Genomic DNA, 23,727 nt, shown 5'->3' on the forward strand with positions numbered 1-23,727 from the left:
TCGATCTGTAAGCGAAGGCGCGGCGGTGGCTTGACTTTAGGTCAGCAGGCCATGTGACCTATGCGCCAATGGCCGTGATGCAGCCGACTACCCATAACCGCGCTGCCGAAACCCCACTCCCGCCACACGCGCAAATCACCTATATGGAGAGAACATCCAGCGAGTTGCCCGTGACCGAATTCTTCCGCATCGAGCGTCCTTCCTTCGACCCGGCAACGGGCGAAGCCCGCTTTTTCTACCGCCTCAACGATCTCAGCTTCACCGAGACACTGCAACTGCCCATGGGGGCGGATGCTGCGATGGCGGTATCGCCGGCCTTTGCCAAGCTGCTTGGATTGACCGGGCTGGTGCTGGGCGTCAGCTATTTCAAGCTGCGCGCGCCCTTTGCCATAGAGGCTCCCGAAATTGCGCTGACCGATGCCGAGCGCGCCTTTGTCATCGATGTCTATGAAAATGGGCTCGGCGAATTCTATGCCCGCAACGAGCTCTCTCGCTTCGGCAAGCTGAGCCTCGTCGCCCCTACCGACCCGGGGGCGCGCCAGCCGGCGCTGGACCTGCCCGACCGCACGCTGCTGCCCATCGGCGGTGGCAAGGACAGCCTGGTCAGCGTCGATCTGCTCACCCATACGGGCGTCGATTTTACCCCCTTTGCGGTCAATCCCAAGGGCCCGATCCTGACTTCGGTCGCCGCCATCGGCACAGCCCCGCTTTACGTCACCCGCACGCTCGATCCGGAGATGATCCGGCTGGGCAAGGAACCGGGCTATTACAATGGCCACGTGCCCTCCACCGCCATCAATTCGATGATCGCGGCGCTCTGCGCCCTGCTCTACGGCTATAGCCAGATCGTGCTCTCCAACGAGCGCTCCGCCAGCGAGGGCAATGTGGTTTTCGACGGGCGCGAGACCAATCACCAATATTCCAAGTCCCTGGGCTTCGAATTGCTGATCGCCGACACGCTGGCCAATGCCACCGGCGGCGCGCTCAAATATTTCTCGCTGCTGCGCCCCTATTCGGAAGCGCGCATCGCCTCGCTCTTCACACAAAGCACCAAGTTCGATGCGGTATTTTCGAGCTGCAACCGCAATTTCCGCCTGACCGGCAATGACGGGCCGCTCTGGTGCGGGGAATGCCCGAAATGCCATTTCGTGTTCCTGATCTTCGCGCCCTTCATGAAGAAGGAGCGGCTGCTCGCCATTTTTGGCAAGAACCTGCTCGATGAACCCAAGAACGAGCATTCCTTCCGCGAACTGGCGGGACTGACGGGGCAAAAGCCATGGGAATGCGTGGGTGAAATTCTCGAGGCGGCGGCATGCTTCTATACGCTGACCCGCCATGCCGACTGGCATGAGGATGCCGTGGTGCGCGCGGTCAAGGCCGACCTCTTCGCCCAATATGGCGAAGAGAAGCTGCAATTGGCCATGGCCGAATGTCTGACCGACAGCCGCGACCATCATATCCCGCCGGCGCTGGCCGCCAAGGTGGCCGCCTATGCGGTTTGACGCGCCGATCCTGCTCTATGGGGCGGGCAAGGAAGCCCTCTCCACCCGCGCTTTTCTCAAGGCAAGCCAACCTGACCTGAAGGTTTTCGTGGCCGTCGACAGCGGCACGGCCGATATTGCCGAGACCGAACAGATCGCCATTGCCGATCTGCCCGACGCCATGGCGGCGGGCCGCTTCGGCCTTATCGTCAAAAGCCCGGGCGTGTCTCGCTACAAGCCGATCTTCGAGACGGCGCGGGCGCATGGCATCGCGGTCACCTCCAACCTCAATCTCTGGGGCAGGACCTATCGGCGCGACCGCACCGTCATCGCCATTACCGGCACCAAGGGCAAGTCGACGACGGCGACGCTGACCCATCTGATGCTGGTGCAATCGCGCATCGATGCGGGGCTGGCCGGCAATGTCGGGCTTGCCCCGCTCGATATCGCCGACAAGCATCAGGTGGTGATTTTCGAGCTCTCGAGCTACCAGACCGCCGATATGGATTTTCTGCCCGACGTGGCGGCAATCACCAATCTCTACCCCGAGCATGTGGACTGGCACGGTTCGGTCGAGCGCTATTATGCCGACAAGCTCCATCTGGTGGATCGCGACGGACCACTTACCGTGGCTCTTGGCGCCGCGGCCAAGGGCAATGCTCTGGTGGCCCGCGCCGTGCGCGACCATCGCCGGCTGCTGCGCGATCTCACGCCGGAGGAGGCATTGGCCATCGAGAATGCCAGCGCCCATTCGCGCCTGCGCGGCGCCCATAATCTCGACAATGCCCTCCTGGCAGCGCAGATCGCTCTCGCCGTCGGCGGCACCATGGACGGCGTATTGCGAGGGATTGCCGCCTTCCGCCCCCTGCCCCATCGGCTCGAAGAGCACAGGCTGGCCGCGCTGACCATTGTCGACGACTCCATCTCGACGACGCCCGAAGCCACCAAGGCGGCGCTGGCGGCCTATCCCGGGCGCCGCATTGCCCTGATCGCCGGCGGCCACGAGCGCGAGCAGGACTATGCCGAGCTTGCCGGCCTGTTACACGGGCGCGGCGTCACCACATTGGCCACATTGCCGGTGACGGGGCTGCGCCTGGCCCAGCAGGTACGGGCTGCGGCGCCACAGATCGAAGTGGTGGAGGCCCCCACACTCGAAGACGCGATCTCTGCGCTGGCCGGTCTGCGGACGCGGTTCGATACCCTCATCCTGTCGCCCGGCGCGCCGTCCTATAATCAGTTCAAGAATTTCGAGCAGCGCGGCGACCGCTTCGTGGCCTTGTGCCGGGACCATTTTGCGGAGAGTGCGGCATGAACGGGGCACTTTACCTGGCCATTGCCATTGTCGGCGAGGTCATCGCCACCTCCTTCCTGCGCGCCTCGGCGGGGTTCACCCAATTGGTGCCCAGCGTCGTGGTGGTGGTGGGCTATGTCATCACCTTCTATTTCTTCTCGCTGGCGCTGCAGACCATCCCGGTTGGTATCGGCTACGCCATCTGGTCTGGCGTCGGCATTATCCTCGTCTCCATCATCGCCTTTTTCGCCTATGGCCAGACGCTGGACCTGCCGGCCCTGATCGGTATCGGGCTGATCCTGGCGGGCGTGTTGGTGATCAACCTCTTCAGCCACGCCTCAACGCACTAAATCATTTCAAACCGAGGTGGACGCTGGGCGCTCTCGCCTCCCTCCCCCTTGAGGGGAGGGATTGAGGGAGGGGGTCTATCAGTGAATCACTGAACCACCCCCCACCCCGGCCCTCCCCCTCAAGGGGGGAGGGAGCGATGGAGCCGCGTCAACAAGAGCGTGAAAAGCTCTAGCAGGGGTCAGAAGGGGCCGACCAGGGCCGCGGGTGAGAGGCCGGCGGCGACCAGCGACTGCCGCACCCGCGCCAGCAAATCGTCATCGGTAATGCGGCGGCGCAATTGCGTCAGCACCCCGGCGCGGCGGAAGGCCTGCACATCGAGCACGCGCGGCAGGTAGCGATTGACCATTTCCCCGTCGCCCAGCCCCTGCGCCGCCATGATGGTGAGGATAGGCCCCAGTTCCCGGTCGGTCTCGGCATAGCGCTCCGCCAGCTCCATGGCTGCGGCAAACTCTCCATCCTTGAGCGCCACCAGCAGCGGCACGCAGAGATACCAGGCCGGTGCATCGGGCGCGGTGTTGATGGCGCCCCAGGCCAGCGCCTCGGCGGCCTCGAGCCGGCCGGTAAAGGCCAGGTGTCGGGCCCGGGCCGCAATGGTGTCGGTATTGGCGGAATTGAGTTGCAGCGCCGAACCATAGGCCGCCTCCGCCTCGCCATGGCGCCCCATGGCTTCGAACAGGCGCGCGCGCTGCTCCCAGACAAAGCCGCTGGTGGGCGATGCTTCGATCGCTTCGTTCAGCATGACCTGGGCAAGGTCCACCACCTCCATGCGCGAACGCCCGCCGGAATCGGCGCCGGTGGTCTCGACCAGGAGACTGGCGAGGCCAGCCAGCGCCTGGCCGGAGCGCCGGTCGCGCTCAGGCAGGGTCTGGAAGCAGTTCGAGGCCCGTTCCGCCATGGCTGCATTTTCACGCTCGCGATAGAGGTCGAAGAGCATGCGGCAGAGATAGAGATTTTCGTCGGCGGCGCTGAGCGAGCCATTGAGCAGCAGCGCCCGCGCCTTGGCATGCACCGGTCCGCGCGGACTGCCCAGCACCCGGCCCAGCAGTCCCGACACGTAATCCAGCACGTCCGGGCGCGCCGCCTCCTCCGGGGTCAGTGACACCACCTTGCTCCACACCACCGAGCTGGTGACAACTTCGGTGAGGATGGCGCTATATTGCAGCATCTGCCCCTCGCGCCGCACGATGCCGCTGAGAATATAGTCGACGCCATTGCCGGCGGCGCTGCCGCCCATGCTACCGCCGTAAAGCGTGGTGATGGTCTCGAACTGGTCGAGATCGGTGACCAGCTCTACCGCCAGCCCGGCGGCGAGACGTGTGTCGGCGGGATCGCCGGTGAGGCTTTGAAATTCCACCACCGAGGCGATGGGGCGACTGAGCAGGCCTGCGGGACTGGCCTGCACGGGCTGGCGGGGGCCGAGGGTCAGCAGCGAATAGGCCAGGGCCAGGATGGCGAATATCCCAACCACCAGCACGAACCACGGCACGGTGATTTCGCCACGTTTTCGGCGCGGCGGAGCGACGGAGACAGCTGGCGGCGGCGGTTGTGGGGGCGCCATGTCCTGCTCTATTTCGGCTTTGGACGCGGCACCGGCGGCGAGGAAGTCGGGGATGTAACGGCCCACCGGCAAATGGATATGCACCACGTCCCCGGCGCCATCGGTGCGATAATATTGCTCGAGCAGCGCACGTAACCGACGCGCCTGCACGCGCACGATGGGATCGGATTGCGGATCGAAATCAGGCGGCCGGCCGAGCACATCGACGGCAATGGAATAGGCCTTGATCGACTGCTCGTCGCCGTCGAGCTTGCGCCGCACGATATAGTCGATGAAGCGGGCCAATTGCGGGGAGCGGGCGATCTCGGGCCAATCGAGCACTTTGGCGAGCGCCCGTTCAATATCATCCCGATTTGGGTCCCCCGCCACCAAATCTCCCCCTCTCATCAGCAGATGACTTTCGGCGCGTTACATGTAAAACGCAAGCCGGGTTACATCAGTTTTACCTCAGTTTGCCTGTTCAGCTTCCCGGACATCCACCATATGCCGGCCAGTCGATGTGTTGCACTCGGCGCTTTTTCCGACGGCTAGGCCCCGCCGGATGATTTGACCACCCGTTATAAATCCATCTGCCCGCGCCGGTCTTGTCGACGCGCAGGGCGAAGTTTTTGCTTTCGAATTGTCCCGCGCGGCGCGGGGCAAGAGGTGTCCCATGAGTGCTGCGTCCCACGACAATTCCTTTATCGCCCTGATCGATGATGATGGGCATTCGGCATATCTGCTGACCCGCATGCTGCTCGGCCAGGGCTCGCCCGATGTCCGTCATCTCGGCGACGCCGCTTCAGGCGAAGCGGCCCTTCTGGCGCTGCTTGCCGACGCCGGCGGCGACTGGCCGGACCTGGTGATCGTGGACCTCAAGTCTCATAGCGGCGCCAATCTCGAATTCCTGGCGCGCAATCAGGCGGTGCTGCGCCCGAAGGGCGTGCGCATCGCGGTGATGGCGCAGATCGCAGGGCTGCAAGCCCGCGAAGCGCTGCTCGCCGCTGGCGCCACGGCAGTATTCTGCCGCCATGCCGAGCTAGATGCCTATCGGCACGAGGCGGCTGATATCGTGAGTTTCTGGGCGCAATCGCAGCGCCCCGATGCGGTTGGCATGTGACACCTGCGTCCACAGGTTGCATGCCTTAGACGGAGAACAGCGCTGCAGTTATGGTCCCCCGACCAAGCCTGCATTCCCAAGTGCGTTCTCCGTCGCTGAATACGGTCACCGGTTTGCACCGCCAGTGATCGGACGTGCCCTTCCCCCTCGGGGATGCCGGCACGAAGGGCACGGGCGCGACACCTCCCGGTCGCGAACCGTACGGGGGGAGAAGCATTGTGCTGGATCGCGCCTGTCCCTCAGCGCGCCGGCAAGCGTTCCGCTTCTCCCCGCGGCCCCCTCTGCTAAATTTCCTTGTTTTTGCTCTCCGCCAGCGCGGCCTCCCTTTGTCCCACCACCCGGTGGGCAAAGACGCGCAGCGACGCCATGACCAGCACGGCCAGAAGCGCCACGCCGCCCGCAACCACATAATGGCCGAGCGCCGTGGCCACGCCGACCGCGCCCGCCAGCCACATGCCGGCGCCGGTAGTGAGCCCGCTCACGCCCGCCCCGCTGCGAAAGATCGCGCCGGCCCCGAGAAAGGCGATACCGGCGGTAACCGCCTCGACGGCACGGATCGGATCGGCCTGCACCGTCTCGGTCGTGCCCAGCGTGTGGTAGATTTCAAAGGCCAGTATGGTGAAGAGCGCCGCCGCCACGGAAACCAGAATATGGGTACGCAACCCCGCCTGAGCGGTATGGATTTCGCGCTCGACACCGATCATGGCTCCGAACACCGCGGCCAGCAGCAGCCTTATGGCGATGATCGGCGTGGGGAGGTAGGTATCGACCAGACCAAAACTGTTGCCGACTTCCATGCTCGGGGCCTCCCATTGTGACGCTGCCCCCACAACACCCCATTCGGCTCACCGGTTCCCCGCAGGGCCGGCAGGAGGCTCGGTGCACCTGCCGCGCCAGACGTTCTCGGGGCGAAACGCCCTAGACGGTCTTGAGCCAGCCGCCATCGACGAAATAAGTGCTGCCGGTCGAGTAGCTGGCCTTGTCCGAGCAGAGGAAGACGATGAAATTGGCCACCTCTTCGGGCGCGGCGAAGCGTTTCATCCCGCCGGCCTCGTCGGCAACTGCCTGCAGATGGGCCTGGTAGCCGTCCTCGCCGGCGATCTGCCTGGCGGTCTTGATCCAGTCCGGCGTCAGCACCAGCCCGGGATTGACGGTGTTGACGCGAATATTGTCGCCCACCAGCTCATTGGCCAGCGTCTTGGAGAACATCATCAAGGCGGCCTTGGTGGTGTTGTAAATGGGCTCGTACCACAGCGGCTGCACCGCGCAGATCGAGGCATTGTGGATGATCGCACCACCGCCGCGTTGCTTCATGCCCGGGACCAGTCCGCGCGCCAGCCGCACCGCGGCCATGACGTGCAGATCCCAATAATATTGCCACTTGGCGTCGTCGGCTTCCTGGATGGTTTCGTTGGAGCCAGTGCCGGCATTGTTGACGAGGATATCGACAGCGCCGGCGGCCGCGATCACCGCGTCACAGCCGGCGGCCGTCGCCACATCGGCCGAGACCGCTATTGCCCGCACCCCGAACTCGGTGGCAAGGCGATCTGCTTCGGCTTGCGCCCGCGCGCCATCCCGCCCCACCAGCACCAGATTGCAGCCCTCGGCCGCCAGCCCTTCGGCAATGGCCAGACCGATGCCCACCGTACCGCCGGTAATGACGGCAATCTTGCCTTTCAGCCCCAGGTCCATATTCGCCTCCCCTATTCGGCAGCCACCTTGATCTGCAATTTGACATCGGTGGGCCGCGCCTCGACCGCACGATCGAACGCCTTGATCGCGTCCTTGAAGGCGAAGGTTTCCGAGATCAGCGGCTTGAGATCGACTTTGCCCGAAGCGATCAGCGCAATGGCGCGATCATATTGATGGGCATAGCGGAACACGTTTTCGATGCGCAGTTCCTTGACCGAGGCCCCAGCCACGTCGACCGCCACCGGCTCGACCGGCAGGCCGACCACCACGATGCAGCCACCCGGACGCGGCAGATCCATGATGGTCTTCCAGGCATGGGGCGAACCCGAGCACTCGAAAATGACATCGGCGCCCCATCCTTCGGTGAGCCGCGCCACTTCGGCGACTATGTCCTTGTCGCGGATATTGACCGGAATGAGCCCCTGATACTGCGCGGCAATGTCGAGCTTGGGCTGGGCGAGATCGGCGACGATGACGCGCGCACAGCCACCGGCCAGCGCCGCCAGCGCCACCATGACCCCGATGGGGCCCGCACCAAGCACCACCGCCGTATCGCCGGGCGTGATCCGCGCCTTGGTGGCCGCCTGCATGCCCACGGCAAAAGGCTCGACCATGGCGCCTTCGGCGAAGCTGACATTGTCGGGCAGTTTGAAGGTGTAATTGGCAAGATGCACGACAAGGGGCGTCAGCACCCCATGCACCGGCGGCGTTGCCCAGAACTGCACCGCCGGGTCGACATTATACATGCCCAGCCGGCTGGCGCGGGAATTGGCATCGGGAATGCCTGGCTCCATGCAGACGCGGTCACCCACCTTGAGGTGGCTCACGCCCTCGCCCAATTCCACCACCGTGCCGGCAGCCTCGTGCCCCAGCACCATCGGCGCGTTGACCACGAAGGGACCGATGCGCCCATGCGTATAGTAATGCACGTCCGAACCGCAGACCCCCACCGTATGGATGGCGATCTTGACCATGCCCGGACCGACCTCGAGCGGCAGCTCGATGCTGCGCAAGGCCAATTCGTGCTGCCGCTCCAGCACCAATGCATCCACCAACGCCATGACGACCATCCTTCTCAACAGACAAGCAGAGCAATAGCCCAGCTCCGGGGCAAAAGTCAGCCCCTAGACCCCGCGCTAACCACATGTTTACGACTTTCATTGTCGTGACCGGCGCCTTCATTGCCCAATAAGGCCCTGTGCGGACAATAGCTTATCTCCAAGGAGTGCGCCTATGCCCACAACGACCCAGTTCACCATAAGGCTGCTGCTGCCTATCGCGGCCGTTGCCGCGCTGACGCTTGTGGCACTGGCGGGGTTCTTGTGGTGGTCGGCCGAGCAGATCGACAACAGCGAACTCGAGCGCGAAAAGCTGCTGCTGACGCGGGCGCTGGAAGGCGAACAGTCGGAGATGCTGCTGGCGCAGCAGGGCGTTGCCATCTGGGACGACAGCATCGCCGCGCTGGAGCGGCGCGATATCGGCTGGCTCGTCGAAAATCTGGGGACCTACCACTTCGACGCCTATGACTATGAGCGCGTCATCGTCGTCGATCACGCGCTGAACCCGATCATCTCGGTGGTCAACGGTTATGCCATTCCGCCCGAGAGCGCGCGCGCCGCCATCAGCAGCCTCGACCCCATGTTCGACATGCTGCGTAATCCCGCAACGGAGGCCCATATCGCCGCATTCGGGCGCGGCGGGCACGATACACCACCCCATGTCATCGCGTTCAATCGCTTCGAGGACAAACCGGCTCTGGTCGGCATCATGCCGATCCTCTCCTTCAGCGGCGTGAACGCCCCGGCGCCGGGCACCGAGAGCTATCTGGTCTCGGTGAAATATCTCGATTCCGACCTCGGCGCGGCACTGGGCGACCAGTACCGCATGGATATGGTGGCCTTTCTCGACGCGACCACATCCACCATCGAAAACCGCGCCATGCTGCCCGTCACGGCGGCGGATGGCACGGTTGTGGCGCAACTGAGCTGGAAGCCGGGCACGCCGGGGGCAAGCCTGTTGCGCTCGGCGCTGCCGGCGATGATGGCGGCGCTGGCCATCGCCATGCTGATTGTGATCATGTTGCTCAGGGGGCTCTATCTCGCCCTGCTGCAGTTGCGCATCGAGCGCGAGGAGGCCAGCCACAATGCCCTGCACGATCCGCTGACCGGGCTGGGCAATCGCGCGCTGTTCCACCTGCGCTTGCTGGCCGCGCTGCGCGATCTGCCGCCGGGTGGTCCGCGCGTCGCTTTACTGGCGCTGGATCTCGATCGCTTCAAGGAGGTGAACGACACTTTGGGACATGCCGCGGGCGACGAATTGTTGCGCCACGTGTCCCAGCGGCTGAATGGGACGCTGCGGCCCGATGACACACTCGTCCGCCTCGGCGGAGACGAATTCGCCATCATCCAGACCGGCATCGTCAATCATGACCAGCCGACCAGATTGGCGCAGAGCATTATCAGCGTGCTCAGCGACCCGGTTGCCCTGCGCGACGGCACCGCATCAATCGGTGTCAGCATCGGCATAGCGACCGCCCCCGACGCCGCCGGCACCGAGGATGACCTGACCCGCCTGGCCGACGACGCGCTCTATCGAGCAAAGGGCGGCGGTCGCAATCGTTACGTCATCCATCTCGGCCAGAAGGCAGGCGAAAACCCCGCTGCCGATAATGGACTGTTAGAAGGCCTCGCCAACCGGCGGAGTAGCATCTGAACCCTGTTATGCCGGCTGCGGCTGCATGGTGGAATAGACGATGAAAATGATCGCGAACAACACGACGATGGCGACCATCGAGGTGACAAGCACGCGAAGGTTCATCTTGCGCGGGCTGGCCTGACGGACATCGGTGGCGTCTTTCTTGGGATCATAGGTCTGCATGGGGCGCTCCAATTGGTGTTCACAATGCCAATGTGCAGCGGCGCCGGAGGTTCCGTCCTGCGGCAAGGAGGGGCTTGACGCGCCATCGCCGCCGACCCAACGTTCGGCATGCATAAAAATCAGAATTCGCCGGTTTCGCCCGAAAATCTCACCCGCATGATCATGGCCGGACAGGGCAAGGCCCCTGCCGATCTGGTGATCCGCAATGTCGGCCTGCTCGATGTGATCACCGGGGCAGTGACGACCACCGATATCGCCATTGTCGGCGACCGGATCGTGGGCACCCATGGCAGTTATGAGGGCAAGCAGGTGATCGACGGCAGCGGCCGCTTTGCCGTGCCGGGCTTTATCGACACACATCTGCACATCGAATCCAGCCTGGTGACGCCGCTCGAATTCGACCGCTGCGTGCTGCCGCATGGCGTCACTACAGTGATCTGCGATCCCCACGAAATCGCCAATGTGCTGGGAGCGGAGGGCATCACCTATTTTCTCGACAGCGCCGAGCGCACCATCATGGATGTGCGGGTCAACCTGTCCTCCTGCGTGCCGGCCACCGGGTTCGAAACCGCTGGCGCGCAACTGGAAATCGACGACCTGCTGCCCTTCCGCGACCACCCCAAGGTGATCGGCCTCGCCGAAATGATGAATTTTCCCGGCGTGCTCAATGCCGATCCCGGCATTCTCGCCAAGCTGGTGGCGTTCCAGGACGGGCATATCGACGGCCATGCGCCGCTGCTGCTGGGCACGGCGCTCAACGGCTATCTCGCCGCCGGCATCCGCACCGACCATGAAGCGACCTCGGCGGTCGAGGCGCGTGAAAAGCTGGCCAAGGGCATGGCCATCCTCATCCGCGAGGGCTCGGTCTCCAAGGATCTGAAGGCGCTGGCGGAAATCCTCGACGAAAACACCTCGAGCTTCGTGGCGCTCTGCACCGACGACCGCAATCCGCTTGATATCGCCGAGGAGGGGCATCTCGATAGCTCCATCCGCCGGCTCATCGCCATGGGACGACCGCTCCACCATGTCTATCGCGCCGCCAGCCATTCGGCGGCCCGCATCTTCGGGCTCAGGGATCGCGGCCTGATCGGACCCGGCTGGCGCGCCGATATCGCGCTGCTCGACAATCTCGAAACCTGCCAGGTATCCGACGTCATATCGGCAGGCCGGTTGGTGACTGCGGACCTGTTCGAAACGCGCGAAGAGGTTGCGCCGGTTGGGCTCAGCTCGATGAAAGCGACGCCGGTGAACGCCGAGGCCTTCATCACCGCGCCCAAGCCGGGCCAGAACCGGGTGCCGGTGATCGGGGTCAAGCCCGGGCTGATCCTGACCTTCCGCGAGGAGGCGACGCTGGCCGCCACCGCAGATGGCCTGCAGCCCGATCTCGCCGCCGATGTGATCAAGGTCGCGGTGATCGAACGACACGGCAAGAACGGCAATATCGGCCGCAGCTTCGTCACCGGCTTCGGTCTGAAGCGCGGCGCCATCGCCTCCTCGGTGGGGCATGACAGCCACAACATTACCGTGGTCGGCGCCGAGGATGGAGACATGGCCGTCGCGGTCAACCGGCTGATCGAGCTGGGCGGTGGCTTCGTGGTCGCCGAGGGCGGCAAGGTGACGGCCGAACTGGCGCTGCCCATTGCCGGGCTGATGAGCACCAAGAGCTTCGAGGCGGTCGCGCATGATCTCCATATCCTGCGCGACGCGGCCAAGGCGCTCGATTGCGTGCTGCCCGAGCCGTTCCTGCAGGTGGCGTTCCTGGCTCTGCCGGTCATACCCCATCTCAAGATGACCGATCGCGGACTGTTCGATGTCGACAAGTTTGATTTCGTGAGCTGAAGCGGTGAGCCTGCCCTCGCTTTACCTGGCCTGGGTCGAAGACCTGCCGCCGCGCCTCAACGCGGTGCGCAAGACACGCGGCATCGCCCTGTCCATGCCCGATGGCGTGGTGCTGAAGACCGACCACTATGCGCCGCGCGCCGAGGGACCGCATCCCACCATATTGATGCGCCTGCCCTATGGGCGGCGCGGCTTCGGCCCCATTGCCGAGGCCTATGCGGAGCGCGGCTTTCATGTCGTGGTGCAGGCCTGCCGGGGCACGGAAAAATCGGGCGGCAGCTTCGACCCCTTCGCCAATGAGCGCGCCGATGGGCTGGCGACGCTGGACTGGATCAAGGCCCAGCCCTGGTTCGACGGCCGTATCGGGCTGACCGGTCCCTCCTATCTCGGCTATGCGCAATGGGCCATTTCCGACGCGCTACCACCCACAGCTGCACTCGCCACCAAGGTGACCACCGCCGACTTCCGGCCCGTGGTATTTCCGTCGGGGGCCTTTCACCTCAATCTCTGGCTGAGTTGGGTGCAGGTGATCGAAGGGTTGCGCAGCAATCCCCTGGCCACCGCAGCCCGCATGTTTTCGGGCGACATCGAGAGGCGCACCGAGCGCGCCGCAGCGACCCTACCGCTGATCGAAGCCGACAAGCTGGCGGTGGGACACAAGATCGGGTTCTGGCGGCACTGGTTCGAGCATGCCGTGGGCAATGACCAGTTCTGGACCGAGCTCGACCACCGGCACCGGCTGACTAGGGACACGCCGCCGGTGCATTTCATTTCTGGCTGGTACGACTTCATGGTCGATCCCCTGCTTGCCGACTATCAGCGGCTGGTGGAGCTGGGGCATAGGCCCTATCTCACCATCGGCACCTGGTTTCACATCGCCGAGGAATTGCAGCGCGACAATCTCAGCGAAACGTTGATCTGGATGCGCGCCAAGCTGCTGGGCGACACCTCGGGCCTGCGTCGCAATCCCGTGCGCATCCATATTTCCGGCCGCGACGAATGGCACGAATTCGACCGCTATCCACCGGGGCCGGTCGTGCCCAGAACCCAGTTCATCGCTCCCAATGGAAGGCTGGAGGATAGGCTGGAGGACAGTCCGGCGGTGCCGGGCAGCCATGATGGCTATCGCTACGATCCCGCCGAGCCAACGCCCAATCTGGGCGGCGCCATCTTCGCCTTTACCGGAGCCGGTGCGGTGGACAATGCGCCGCTGGAAAACCGGCCCGATGTGCTGACCTATACCGGCCCGGCGCTGCTGGCGCCGCTGACCTTTATCGGCCAGTGCCAGGTGCGCCTGCACGCGCGGGCCGCCCTGCCCAATGTCGATTTCTTCGTCCGCCTCTGCGATGTCGGGCCCGATGGCGTCTCGCGCAACATCGCCGATGGGCTGGCCCATGTAACGCCAGATACACCGACCGAGGCCGACGGCTCCTGGCAATTGAGCATTCCGCTGCATGCCATGGCCCATAGTTTTGGCGCCGGCCACCGCCTGCGCCTGCTCATCGCCTCCGGAGCCCATCCCCGCTATGCCCGCAATCCCGGCACCGGCGAAGCCATCGCTACCGCCACCACGCTGGTCGCCAATGATGTGGAGATCGTGCACGCGGGCACGTCCATCACGCTTCCCACCTACGCGCTCGACTGACGCAGGCTGTATTTTTCCCCGGCTGGTGCCCATGCTGAAAGCTCGGGTTGGGTCCCGGCTGCCTTGGGGATGATAGCCGGCGACCTGGCGTGTCCTTTGCCCACCTGCCGCAAGCGCAGGGCCCTCGGGTCAGGCCCGAGGGTGACGATAGAGTGTGTGGCCGACGCCAGTCAGCCGAGCACGCCGCCGGACAGTATAGGCTACTTCCGATCCCGCGCCTTCACCTTGCGCCGCGCGGCATGCAGCAGGGGTTCGGTATAGCCGCTGGGCTGATCGGCACCGTGCAGGGCCAGATCCAGCGCGGCGGTGAAGGCGACGGAATGGTAGTTTTCGCTCATCGGCCGATAGATGGGGTCGCCGGCATTCTGCTCGTCCACCACCTTGGCCATGCGCTCGAACACCGAGGTGACCTCGTCACGGCTGACCAGGCCATGGCGCAACCAATTGGCCACGGCCTGGCTGGAAATCCGGCAGGTGGCGCGATCTTCCATCAGCCCGACATTGTTGATGTCGGGCACTTTGGAACAACCGACGCCCTGCTGCACCCAGCGCACCACATAGCCCAGAATGCCCTGGGCATTGTTTTCGAGTTCGCGGGTGATCTCCTCGCGGCTCAGCGCAAAAGGCGCCAGCACCGGCATGGAGAACAGCGCGTCGAGCCCCGGCGTCGCCTCGTTGTGGCGGCGGCGCTGAGCGCCGAACACATCGACCTGATGATAGTGCAAAGCATGCAGCGTCGCGGCGGTCGGCGAAGGCACCCAGGCGGTATTGGCGCCAGATTTGGGATGGCCGATCTTGGCGTCCATCATCGCCGCCATGTCGTCGGGGCGCGCCCACATGCCCTTGCCGATCTGCGCCTTGCCGGAGAAACCGGCGGCCAGACCGATCAGCACATTGCGATCCTCATAGGAGGCGATCCAGCGCTCGGACTTGATCGCGTCCTTGCGCAGCACGGCGCCGGCTTCCATCGACGTGTGGATCTCGTCGCCGGTGCGGTCGAGGAAACCCGTATTGATGAAGAACACTCGGGCCCGCGCCGCGTAGATGGCGGCCTTGAGATTGGCCGAGGTGCGACGCTCCTCGTCCATGATGCCGATCTTGATGGTGTTTTCGGCAAGGCCCAGCAGCTTTTCGACCGAGGCGAAGATGGCGCAGGCAAAGGTCACTTCCTCGGGACCATGCATCTTGGGCTTGACCACATAAATGGCGCCATGACGCGCATTGCCCCCCTTGTCATGCAGCGCGCAGAGCGCCGTCACGGCGGCATCCATCAGGCCCTCGCCGACTGGCTTGCCATTGAGCAGCACCGCATCGGTGGTCATCAGGTGGCCGACATTGCGCACCAAAAGCAGCGAGCGGCCTTTGAGCACCAGGGGCTGGCCATGGATGTCCTTATAGGTCCGGTCAGCCTTGAGCTTCCGGGTGACGGTCTGACCGCCCTTTTCGAACGTGTCTTGCAGCGTGCCGGTCATCAAGCCAAGCCAGTTGCGATAGACCCCGACCTTGTCCTCGGCATCGACGGCGGCGACGGAATCCTCGCAATCTTGAATGGTGGTCAGCGCCGCTTCCACCACCACATCGCTGAGGCCGGCCGCATGGGTTTTCCCGATCTCGGTATCGGGAACGATAACCAGCACCACATGCAGTCCATTGTGCCGGAGCACCAGTTCGCCGGCGCTTTCGCTGCCGCCATAACCGACGAACTGAGACGGGTCGCGCAGACCGGTGCGGCCGGCGGCGGTGTCGACGACAAAGAGCCTCGTATCGCCCTCCTTGATCACGTGATAGCCGGTGACATCGGCATGGCTGCCGGCGGCGAGCGGAAAGCTCTCATCGAGAAACTGTGCTGCCCGCGCCACCACTGCGGCCCCGCGCGCCGGATTATAGCCCTTGCCGGGGGCCAGATCGCCGTCGCGGGGGATCACATCGGTGCCGTAGAGCGCGTCATAGAGACTGCCCCAGCGGGCATTGGCGGCATTGAGCGCGTAGCGGGCGTTGGAGACCGGCACGACCAGCTGCGGACCACAAAGGCTGGAGATTTCGGGATCGAGCCCTTCGGTTTCGATGCTGAAATCACCGGGTTCATCGACGAGGTAACCGATCTCGCGCAGGAAGGCTTCGTAGCCGGCCGGATTGTTGCCCACCGGGCCGTTCTGGCGATGCCAGTCGTCGATCTTGCCCTGTAATTCGTCGCGCTTGGCGAGGAGTTTTGCATTGGTGGGCACATGCTCGGCCAGCAGGGCGGCAAAGCCGGACCAGAACTGCTCCGCCGACACCGACGTCCCCGGCAGGGCTTCCCGTTCCACGAAATCCACCAGCAGAGGATGCACGGACAGGCCGGATTTGGTCAGGTAGTCGCTCATGGGGGATCCTCGGGTTCTGGGTGCGAATGCGGCCTCGTGATGCCAGATCAACCCTGCCGGACCCAAAGGCCCAGCCGGGTCGGATCGCCGGCCAAGGCCAGGCGATGCGGCGACAGGAGTGTTCGCATTCCTCGTTTCGTCCCCAGCTTTAGGACAGCATCGGTCTCGTCACAACCCGCCTAAAGTGGACTTCGCCCTTGCGCCAGCCACATAGACCTCGGCAATGGCGCGATCGTCGCCCATTGTCTGGAGCAGGAAGAGCTCCTCGATCAGCGTCTCGAAGCGGCGCATGCGCATGGTGGGCGTAGCCCGCGCATCGAGCACCACGAGATCGGCGGCACGACCCGGCGCGATGGAGCCGATGGTCTCTTGCAGGCCCAAGGCCTCGGCATTGCCGCGCGTCGCCATGTGGAAGGAGGCGAGCGGATTAAGCCTTTGCCCGCGCAATTGCAGCACCTTGTAGCCCTCGTCGAGCGTACGCAGCATCGAGACACTGGTGCCCCCGCCAATATCGGTGGCGATGCCGATACGCACCCCGTTCTGCATCAGTCGGTCGCGGTCGAACAGACCGGAGCCGAGAAAGAGATTGGAGGTGGGGCAGAAGACGGCCACGGCGCCGGTCTCCGCCAACACGCCCACTTCGCGGTGATTGAGATGGATGGAATGGCCGAGCAGCGTTTTGGAGCCCAGCAGGCCGTAATCCTCGTAAATCCCGGTATAGTCGGGACTATCGGGATAGAGCTCCATGGAAAAGCTGATCTCGGCGTCGTTCTCGCTGAGATGGGTCTGCACATAGCAATCGGGATGTTCGGCCACCAGCGCCCGCGAGGCTTCGAGCTGGGCGGGCGTCGAGGTGATGGCAAAGCGCGGCGAGATGGCATAGAGCCCCCTGCCCCGTCCGTGCCAGCGCGCGATCAGCGCCTTGGTGTCGTCATAGCCAGACTGGGCGGTGTCGCAGAGCTCTTCGGGGGCATTGCGATCCATCATCACCTTGCCGCCCACCATCAGCATATTGCGGCGCTGCGCCTCGGCGAAGAAGGCATCGACCGAGCGCGGATGGCTTGAACAATAGGCGACGGCGGTGGTGGTGCCATGGCGGATGAGGGCGTCGTAAAACTCCACCGCCACCGCATCAGCATGGCCTTGCTGGGAGAATTTCTGCTCTTCGATGAAGGTGTAGGTATTGAGCCATTCCAGCAGCGATCCAGCATAGGCCGCCATCATCTGGCTTTGCACATAATGCAGATGCAGATCGATGAAACCGGGCAGGATCAGGTTGGGGCGATGATCGACGACCTGGGCCCCGGCAAGATCGGCCGCGGCGAAATCGCCCACGGCAACCACCTTGCCGTTCTCGATGCTGATCGCGCCGTCCGCGAGATAGAGATAGCTCTCGGTATCGTCGAGGTCCTGCGGCGCGCGGTGAAAACTCAGCACCCGACCGCGCAGAATGGTCCGGCTCATGAATTCGCGCCTTCGCGATACCATTCCACCAGCAGCGCCCGTTCGGCCTCGGTCATCTCGGTCAGGTTGCCGGGCGGCATGGCGTGGCTCCAGCCGGCCTGGATGACGATCTCATGAGCCCGATTGGCGATGGCGATGTCATTGTCGAGAATGACGTTTTTGGGGGCTTCGTAAATACCCTCCCAGACCGGCTCGGCAGTGTGGCACATGCTGCAGCGCGTCTGCACCGCAAGGCTCGCCGCCTTGAAATGCTCGGTGGACATGAAGCGCTCCCCCGTCGCGGTTGCCAGCGTCGGCGTGTCGGCGCTCGGCAGCTTGGGCGAGGTCGAGAGCCAGGCGATCACCAGCATCAGGATGACGGCGACGCCCCAGGTCCAGTGCGGATTGCCCTTGCGGGCATGGCGGGTGTTGAAATAGTGGCGCACGACCACGCCGACGAGGAAGATCAGGCTGGCAATGACCCAGTTCCACTGCGTGGCAAAAGCCAGCGGATAGTGGGACGAGAGCATGAAGAAGATCACCGGCAGGGTGAGGTAATTGTTGTGCAGGCTGCGCTGCTTGGCGATCTTGCCATATTTCGCGTCGGGAACGCGACCGGCCTTGAGATCGGCCACCACGATCTTCTGGTTGGGGATGATGATCATCGCCACATTGGCGGTCATGATGGTCGCGGTGAAGGCGCCCATATGCAGCATGGCGGCGCGGCTGGTGAACAGCTGCGTATAGCCCCAGCTCATGGCCACGAGAATGGCGAACAGCACCAGCATGAGCCCGGTGGTGGACTGGCCGATGGGCGATTTGCACAGCGTATCGTAGAGCAGCCAGCCCAGCACGATGGAGCCTGCCGAGAGCATGATTGCCACCCAGCTGGGCACGTCGAGCACATTGCGATCGACGAGGAAAATGTCGGCGCTGACATAGTAGAGCAGCGCCAGCAGCATCGCGCCCGAGAGCCAGGTCGCGTAGCTTTCCCATTTGAACCAGGTCAGGTGCTCGGGCAGGAATTCGGGCGCCACCAGATATTTCTGAATGTGATAGAAGCCGCCGCCATGCACCTGCCACTCCTCGCCATGCGCCAGAGGCGGCAGGCTCGGGGTCTTGCGCAGGCCCAGGTCGAGCGCGATGAAATAGAAAGACGAGCCGATCCAGGCAATGGCGGTGACCACGTGCAGCCAGCGCGCGGCAAACATCGCCCATTCGTAGAAAATTGCATAATCGGGCATTCATCGCTCCCCATTCACCGGCACCACCTCTTCCTGAGTGGGAGAGGCGATCAATAGGCGGGTGAGGGGTTGGTCTCAGCCCGCATAGAACTCTCATCGGGCGCTAAGCGCCACTTTCTTCCGCAAGGGGAGAAGGAAGAGAGCAATCGTCAAAAAGGGGCGGACGTCAGCCCGCCCCCACACGTAAAACCCTGAAAAATCAGGCCTTCACGCCTTCCACATACCAATCCATGGCCCACAGGCCAGCGTCGTCGACGGTGGCGCCGGCGGCAACGCGCTCAGTGCCGGCATTGTCCACGATCGGGCCGGTGAACGGATGCAGCGAGCCATCGACGATACCGGCCTTGACGGCTTCGGCAGCGGCGACCACGTCGGCCGGGATCTTCTCGTTATAGGCACCGATAACCACTTCGCCATCGGCAATGCCCGGCCAGCTGTCGGCCGACACCCAGGTGCCGTCCATGACGCTCTGCACGGCCTTGATGTAGTGCGGGGCCCAGACGTCGATGATGGCGGAGAGGTGCGACTTGGGCGCGAAAGCGCTCATGTCGGCGCCCTGGCCGAAACCACCCACGATCCCACGCTCTTCGGCAACCTGCAGGGCGGCCGGACCGTCGGTGTGCTGGGCGATGATGTCGGCACCCTGGTCGATCAGCGCGCGGGCGGCGTCGGCTTCCTTGGCCGGATCGTGCCAGCTGGACAGCCAGACGACGTTCACGGTGATCTCGGGATTGACCTTGCGGGCCGCCAGGGTGAAGGCGTTGATGCCCATGACCACTTCGGGGATCGGGAACGAACCGATATAGCCGATATTGTTGGTCTTGGAGAGATGACCGGCCAGCGTGCCCATGACGGCGCGGCCTTCATGGAAGCGGGCATTATAGGTGCCGACATTGTCGGACCGCTGGTAGCCGGTGGCGTGCTCGAACACCACGTCCGGGAATTCCTTGGCGACCTTCATCACATAGTCGCCGAAGCCGAAGCTGGTGGCGAAGATGATCTTGTTGCCCTGCTGGGCGAGCTCACGCAGCACGCGCTCGCAATCCGGGCCTTCCGGCACGCTTTCGACGAAGGTGACTTCGATCTTGTCGCCGAATTCGGCTTCCAGCGCCTGGGCGCCGACCCAGTGGCCATAGGTCCAGCCATTGTCGTCCTTGGGACCGACATTGACGAAGCCGATCTTGAACGGGCCATCCTGGCCGAAGGCCAGCGAGCCCATGAGCGGCAGGGCCAGGCCGGCGGCGCCGATCCTGAGGACATTACGGCGGGTAATCTGTGTCATTGGTTTCTCCTTGACTGACGGGTTTCCGGTTATTGTGGTTATTGGCCGGGCATGAACGGCTTGCCCAGGCAGGCAGGCGCGGCGGAATTTCCAGACCGCCGCAGCGAGATCAGAACGAGCACCGCGATCGTTGCGAGATAGGGAAGCGCTGCCCAGAATTCGGACGGCAGCAGCCCCATGCTGCCCGATGCCTTGGTGTAGAGCTCGATGGTCATGACGAGACCGAAGAGATAGGCGCCCGCCAGGAGGCGGAACGGCCGCCATGCGGCGAACACCACCAGGGCCAGCGCGATCCAGCCGCGGCCGGCGGTGAGCTTTTCGGCCCATTGCGGGGTGAGCAGCAGCGGAAAGCAGCTGCCGGCAATCCCGGCCATGGCGCCACCAAAGGCCACCGCCGCATAGCGCACCCCGATCACCGAATAGCCGATGGAATGGGCGGAAAAGTCGTTCTCGCCGACCGCCCGCAGGATCAGCCCGGCGCGCGACTTGTTGAGGAACCACCAGACGGCAAAGACCAGCAGCAGCGAGAAATAGACCAGCGGGCTATGACCGAATATCAGCCGCCAGAACGGATCGGTGGCCAGCTCGGTCGGGAACACCGAACGGAAGATTTCGATGGGCTTGCCGGTATAGGCCTGCCCGAACAGAGCGGAGAAGCCGGTGCCGAAAATGGTCAGCGCCAGCCCGGTCGCCACCTGGCTCGATGAGAGCGAAAGGGTGAGGAAGGCAAAGATCATCGAGGCGGCGGAGGCGGCAATGGCCGCGCACAAAATGGCGAGCCAGGGATTGCCCGTGTGATAGGTCACCGCAAAGGCGACCACCGCGCCGATGAGCATCATGCCCTCGACGCCAAGATTGAGCACGCCGCTCTTTTCGACGACCAGTTCGCCCAGCGCCGCGATGAGGATGGGTGTCGCCGCACCGATCAGGGTGATGATGATGGGAATGAGCAGATCGGCGTTCATCGGGAGGCCTCCAACTCACGGGTCGCGCCGAAGCGCAGCCGATAGCGGACCAGCACGTCGCTGGCCAAGAGGAAGAACAGCATCATCGACTGGAAAATGCCCACGGCGGCCACCGGCAGCTTGATTGTGGTCTGCGCCACCTCCCCGCCCACCACCGCAACTGCCATGGCGAGGCCGGCAAAGATGATGCCCACCGGATGCAACCGCCCGAGAAAGGCAACGATGATGGCGGTAAAGCCGTAATTGGTGGGGAAGGACGGCACCATGCGCCCGAAGGGCCCGGCTGCTTCCAGCACACCGGCGAGGCCCGCCAGCGCACCGCTGGTGAGCAGGGCCAGCCAGATGGTCTTGTTGACCGAGAAGCCGCCATAGCGCGCCGCGTCGGGCGCCGCCCCGACCACCTTGATCTGGTAGCCGAACACCGACCGGCTCATGAAGAACCAGGCGGCCAAAGCCACGACAATGGCAATGGGCACGCCCAGATGCACGATGGTGCGCGGAATGATGTTGGGCAGCATCTGGTCGGACGTGAACATCCGCGTCTGCGGGAAGCCGAAGCCCATCGGGTCCTTCCACGGGCCGATGACCAGATAATTGAGCAGCTGGATGGCGACATAGGTCAGCATCAGGCTGGTGAGAATTTCGTTGACCTGCAGGCGGGTGCGCAGAAAGGCCGGCACCACCGCCCAGGCCATGCCCCCGGCAATGCCGGCAGCGATCATCAGCGGCAGAATCCAGGGGCCGCTCATGTCGCGAGTAAGCAGGGCCACGCCGGTGGCGGCGAGACCGCCGAGCACATATTGCCCCTCGGCGCCGATGTTCCAGACATTGGCGCGATAGCCGATAGAGAGGCCCACCGCGATGATGATCAGAGGCGCCGATTTGACCGCCAGGTCCTGCCATTTCAGCGGATTGAGCAGCGGGGTGAGGAAGATTTCGCGCACCGCCCCGATGCCGTCATAGCCGATGAGCGAAAACACCAGCGCGCCCACCAGCGCCGTGACCAGCACGGCCGCGATGGGCGTCAGATAAAGCATGGTCTTGGAGGGTTCGAGACGCTTTTCGAGGCGGATCTGCATCATGCCGCCTCCGTGCTTCCATGCACGCCGCCCATGAGCAGGCCGATTTCTTCCACGCTAAAATCCCCCACCGGCCGCGCCGGGCTCAGCCGTCCCATATTGATCACCGCCAGCGTGTCGCATAGCGCCCGCAATTCATCGAGGTCCTGGCTGATCACCACGATGGCCGAACCGGCCGAGGCGAGATCCACCAGCGCCTGGTGAATGGCCGCGGCCGCACCGGCATCGACGCCCCAGGTCGGCTGGCTGACGACCAGCACGCTGGGCTTCTGCAGGATTTCCCGCCCCATGATGTATTTCTGGAGATTCCCGCCCGAGAGCGAACCGGCCGTCGAGGACGGACCCAGCGCCTTGACCGCGAACTCGGCGATGACCTTGCCGGTATAGGTGCGGGCGGCGCCCGAATTGATCAGGCCCATCACCACCATGCCGAGCCGATCGCGGGCGGTGAGAACGGAATTGTCGGCCAGCGAAAAATCGCCAACCGCAGCATGGCCGTTGCGCTCTTCCGGCACGGCGCAAAGGCCCTGGCGGCGGCGCTCGGTGGTGTCCATCATGCCGATGCCGAGCCCGTCAATGGTGATGGCCTCGCGATCATCGCCCCTGATCTCGCCGGACAGTGCATCGAGCAGCGCGTTCTGCCCATTGCCCGCAACGCCGGCAACGCCCAGGATTTCCCCGGCGCGCACGGTGAAGCTGACATCGTTGACCGGCACATCGAAATGCCCGCCCTTGCGCGTCGCCAGCCGGTTGACCACCAGCTTGGGCGGCCCGAAGGCACGCCCCTCGGCCTTGACGATATCCTTGAGCCCACCGCCGATCATCTTTTCGGCCATGGAGCGGCTGGTTTCATGCTTGGGATCGCAGGTATCCACCAGCTTGCCGCCGCGCAGGATGGTCGCCGTATCGCACAAGGCTTTGATTTCATGCAACTTGTGCGAAATATAGAGAATGGAACAGCCCTCGCTGGCCAGCTGGCGCAGCACGGTGAACAACTGCTCCACCTCCTGCGGCGTCAGCACCGAAGTGGGCTCGTCCATGATCAGAAGTTTTGGATTGAGCAGCAGCGCGCGGACGATCTCGATACGCTGGCGCTCGCCCACCGAGAGGGTCGCCACAGTCCGGTGCGGATCAAGGCTCAGCCCATAGGTCTGCATGACCTCGCGGATGCGGGCTTCGAGTTCACGCGATGGGATTTTGGCATCCATGCCCAGCGCGATGTTTTCGAGCACGCTCAGCGCCTCGAACAATGAAAAATGCTGGAACACCATGCCGATGCCCAGCTTGCGCGCCGCCTTGGGATTCTGCACCACCACCGGCTGGCCATCCCAGAGGATTTCGCCGGCATCGGGCTGCATGATCCCATAGATCATTTTGACGAGGGTGGATTTTCCGGCGCCGTTTTCGCCGAGCAGAGCGTGGATTTCGCCGGGCCTGACCGAGAAGGAAACGTTGTCATTGGCGAGAACGCCGGGAAACCGTTTGGTGATGCCCCTCAATTCCAGGCGACTATGCATA

19 protein-coding genes are annotated in these 23,727 nt (G+C 64.0%); 7 read left to right on the forward strand and 12 right to left on the reverse strand.

From position 1 onward, the window contains the following. Positions 1 to 170 precede the first annotated feature (170 nt). Genes BGO80_RS04860 through BGO80_RS04870 form a run of 3 tightly spaced genes read left to right on the forward strand, consistent with a single transcriptional unit; the run spans position 171 to position 3,122 of the window. Positions 171 to 1,502: a MurL-like N-terminal domain-containing gene (locus tag BGO80_RS04860; protein ID WP_286719480.1), complete on the forward strand. Its 1,332-nt coding sequence runs from the start codon at positions 171 to 173 to the stop codon at positions 1,500 to 1,502. Further along, positions 1,492 to 2,793: a UDP-N-acetylmuramoyl-L-alanine--D-glutamate ligase gene (gene murD / locus BGO80_RS04865; RefSeq protein WP_286719482.1), complete on the forward strand. Its 1,302-nt coding sequence runs from the start codon at positions 1,492 to 1,494 to the stop codon at positions 2,791 to 2,793. The genes BGO80_RS04860 and murD overlap by 11 nt, the downstream gene beginning before the upstream one ends. Next, positions 2,790 to 3,122 (forward strand): SMR family transporter, encoded by a 333-nt coding sequence (locus BGO80_RS04870; protein WP_286719484.1) that lies wholly within the window; start codon positions 2,790 to 2,792, stop codon positions 3,120 to 3,122. Before murD ends, BGO80_RS04870 begins: the two co-directional genes overlap by 4 nt. A 179-nt stretch (positions 3,123 to 3,301) precedes the next feature. On the opposite strand, the gene BGO80_RS04875 is transcribed toward BGO80_RS04870, so the two are convergent. Then, positions 3,302 to 5,050, reverse strand: coding sequence for a hypothetical protein (locus BGO80_RS04875; protein WP_286719485.1), 1,749 nt, complete (start codon positions 5,048 to 5,050; stop codon positions 3,302 to 3,304). Positions 5,051 to 5,333: 283 nt separating this feature from the next. On the opposite strand from BGO80_RS04875, the gene BGO80_RS04880 reads away from it, so the two are divergent. Beyond that, the gene (locus BGO80_RS04880; protein ID WP_286719486.1) at positions 5,334 to 5,780 is read left to right on the forward strand and encodes a hypothetical protein; all 447 of its coding nucleotides are present in this window, start codon (positions 5,334 to 5,336) and stop codon (positions 5,778 to 5,780) included. 284 nt (positions 5,781 to 6,064) lie between these two features. On the opposite strand, the gene BGO80_RS04885 is transcribed toward BGO80_RS04880, so the two are convergent. The 3 genes from BGO80_RS04885 to BGO80_RS04895 all read right to left on the reverse strand — a co-directional run bounded on the left by BGO80_RS04885 (position 6,065) and on the right by BGO80_RS04895 (position 8,533). Beyond that, on the reverse strand, positions 6,065 to 6,577 hold the full coding sequence (locus BGO80_RS04885; RefSeq protein ID WP_126151159.1) for an MgtC/SapB family protein: 513 nt from the start codon (positions 6,575 to 6,577) through the stop codon (positions 6,065 to 6,067). 121 nt (positions 6,578 to 6,698) lie between these two features. After that, positions 6,699 to 7,472, reverse strand: a complete 774-nt coding sequence (locus BGO80_RS04890; RefSeq protein ID WP_286719489.1) for an SDR family NAD(P)-dependent oxidoreductase — start codon at positions 7,470 to 7,472, stop codon at positions 6,699 to 6,701. Positions 7,473 to 7,483: 11 nt separating this feature from the next. Continuing rightward, complete coding sequence (locus BGO80_RS04895; RefSeq protein WP_286719491.1) at positions 7,484 to 8,533, reverse strand: NAD(P)-dependent alcohol dehydrogenase; 1,050 nt, start codon at positions 8,531 to 8,533, stop codon at positions 7,484 to 7,486. 172 nt (positions 8,534 to 8,705) lie between these two features. Between BGO80_RS04895 and BGO80_RS04900 the strand changes: the two genes are divergently transcribed. Further along, positions 8,706 to 10,184 (forward strand): sensor domain-containing diguanylate cyclase, encoded by a 1,479-nt coding sequence (locus tag BGO80_RS04900; protein ID WP_286719493.1) that lies wholly within the window; start codon positions 8,706 to 8,708, stop codon positions 10,182 to 10,184. Positions 10,185 to 10,190: 6 nt separating this feature from the next. Here BGO80_RS04900 and BGO80_RS04905 read toward each other — a convergent pair whose 3' ends face one another. Continuing rightward, on the reverse strand, positions 10,191 to 10,349 hold the full coding sequence (locus BGO80_RS04905) for a hypothetical protein (RefSeq protein WP_164550402.1): 159 nt from the start codon (positions 10,347 to 10,349) through the stop codon (positions 10,191 to 10,193). A gap of 108 nt (positions 10,350 to 10,457) precedes the next feature. Between BGO80_RS04905 and ade the strand changes: the two genes are divergently transcribed. Continuing rightward, the gene (gene ade, locus BGO80_RS04910; RefSeq protein ID WP_286719495.1) at positions 10,458 to 12,188 is read left to right on the forward strand and encodes an adenine deaminase; all 1,731 of its coding nucleotides are present in this window, start codon (positions 10,458 to 10,460) and stop codon (positions 12,186 to 12,188) included. Positions 12,189 to 12,192: 4 nt separating this feature from the next. After that, the gene (locus BGO80_RS04915; RefSeq protein WP_286719497.1) at positions 12,193 to 13,833 is read left to right on the forward strand and encodes a CocE/NonD family hydrolase; all 1,641 of its coding nucleotides are present in this window, start codon (positions 12,193 to 12,195) and stop codon (positions 13,831 to 13,833) included. A gap of 200 nt (positions 13,834 to 14,033) precedes the next feature. On the opposite strand, the gene BGO80_RS04920 is transcribed toward BGO80_RS04915, so the two are convergent. From BGO80_RS04920 to BGO80_RS04950, 7 genes are all read right to left on the reverse strand, one after another. Continuing rightward, entirely contained in the window at positions 14,034 to 16,196 is a 2,163-nt protein-coding gene (locus tag BGO80_RS04920; RefSeq protein ID WP_286719498.1) for a malate synthase G, read from the reverse strand. A gap of 168 nt (positions 16,197 to 16,364) precedes the next feature. Further along, a complete protein-coding gene (gene guaD, locus BGO80_RS04925; RefSeq protein WP_286719500.1) occupies positions 16,365 to 17,660 on the reverse strand; it encodes a guanine deaminase in 1,296 nt (431 codons plus the stop codon). Beyond that, positions 17,657 to 18,883, reverse strand: coding sequence for a urate hydroxylase PuuD (locus BGO80_RS04930; RefSeq protein WP_286719502.1), 1,227 nt, complete (start codon positions 18,881 to 18,883; stop codon positions 17,657 to 17,659). Before BGO80_RS04930 ends, guaD begins: the two co-directional genes overlap by 4 nt. Positions 18,884 to 19,082: 199 nt before the next feature. Beyond that, on the reverse strand, positions 19,083 to 20,165 hold the full coding sequence (locus BGO80_RS04935; protein WP_206437850.1) for a BMP family ABC transporter substrate-binding protein: 1,083 nt from the start codon (positions 20,163 to 20,165) through the stop codon (positions 19,083 to 19,085). 38 nt (positions 20,166 to 20,203) lie between these two features. Next, positions 20,204 to 21,130, reverse strand: coding sequence for an ABC transporter permease (locus tag BGO80_RS04940; RefSeq protein WP_286719504.1), 927 nt, complete (start codon positions 21,128 to 21,130; stop codon positions 20,204 to 20,206). After that, positions 21,127 to 22,212: an ABC transporter permease gene (locus BGO80_RS04945; RefSeq protein WP_164550403.1), complete on the reverse strand. Its 1,086-nt coding sequence runs from the start codon at positions 22,210 to 22,212 to the stop codon at positions 21,127 to 21,129. Before BGO80_RS04945 ends, BGO80_RS04940 begins: the two co-directional genes overlap by 4 nt. After that, the gene (locus BGO80_RS04950; RefSeq protein WP_286719506.1) at positions 22,209 to 23,726 is read right to left on the reverse strand and encodes an ABC transporter ATP-binding protein; all 1,518 of its coding nucleotides are present in this window, start codon (positions 23,724 to 23,726) and stop codon (positions 22,209 to 22,211) included. The genes BGO80_RS04945 and BGO80_RS04950 overlap by 4 nt, the downstream gene beginning before the upstream one ends. Between the last annotated feature and the right edge of the window lies 1 nt (position 23,727).

This window comes from Devosia sp. 63-57 (genome assembly GCF_001899045.1).
Taxonomy (GTDB): Bacteria; Pseudomonadota; Alphaproteobacteria; order Rhizobiales; family Devosiaceae; genus Devosia; species Devosia equisanguinis.

Coding starts and splice junctions, on each gene's coding strand:
- BGO80_RS04935 (WP_206437850.1), bottom strand. CDS start 20,165: ATGACACAGATTACCCGCCGTAATGTCCTCAGGATCGGCGCCGCCGGC.
- murD (WP_286719482.1), top strand. CDS start 1,492: ATGCGGTTTGACGCGCCGATCCTGCTCTATGGGGCGGGCAAGGAAGCC.
- BGO80_RS04895 (WP_286719491.1), bottom strand. CDS start 8,533: ATGGCGTTGGTGGATGCATTGGTGCTGGAGCGGCAGCACGAATTGGCC.
- BGO80_RS04930 (WP_286719502.1), bottom strand. CDS start 18,883: ATGCCCGATTATGCAATTTTCTACGAATGGGCGATGTTTGCCGCGCGC.
- ade (WP_286719495.1), top strand. CDS start 10,458: ATGCATAAAAATCAGAATTCGCCGGTTTCGCCCGAAAATCTCACCCGC.
- BGO80_RS04920 (WP_286719498.1), bottom strand. CDS start 16,196: ATGAGCGACTACCTGACCAAATCCGGCCTGTCCGTGCATCCTCTGCTG.
- BGO80_RS04905 (WP_164550402.1), bottom strand. CDS start 10,349: ATGCAGACCTATGATCCCAAGAAAGACGCCACCGATGTCCGTCAGGCC.
- BGO80_RS04950 (WP_286719506.1), bottom strand. CDS start 23,726: ATGCATAGTCGCCTGGAATTGAGGGGCATCACCAAACGGTTTCCCGGC.
- BGO80_RS04900 (WP_286719493.1), top strand. CDS start 8,706: ATGCCCACAACGACCCAGTTCACCATAAGGCTGCTGCTGCCTATCGCG.
- BGO80_RS04940 (WP_286719504.1), bottom strand. CDS start 21,130: ATGAACGCCGATCTGCTCATTCCCATCATCATCACCCTGATCGGTGCG.
- BGO80_RS04885 (WP_126151159.1), bottom strand. CDS start 6,577: ATGGAAGTCGGCAACAGTTTTGGTCTGGTCGATACCTACCTCCCCACG.
- BGO80_RS04870 (WP_286719484.1), top strand. CDS start 2,790: ATGAACGGGGCACTTTACCTGGCCATTGCCATTGTCGGCGAGGTCATC.
- BGO80_RS04945 (WP_164550403.1), bottom strand. CDS start 22,212: ATGATGCAGATCCGCCTCGAAAAGCGTCTCGAACCCTCCAAGACCATG.
- guaD (WP_286719500.1), bottom strand. CDS start 17,660: ATGAGCCGGACCATTCTGCGCGGTCGGGTGCTGAGTTTTCACCGCGCG.
- BGO80_RS04890 (WP_286719489.1), bottom strand. CDS start 7,472: ATGGACCTGGGGCTGAAAGGCAAGATTGCCGTCATTACCGGCGGTACG.
- BGO80_RS04880 (WP_286719486.1), top strand. CDS start 5,334: ATGAGTGCTGCGTCCCACGACAATTCCTTTATCGCCCTGATCGATGAT.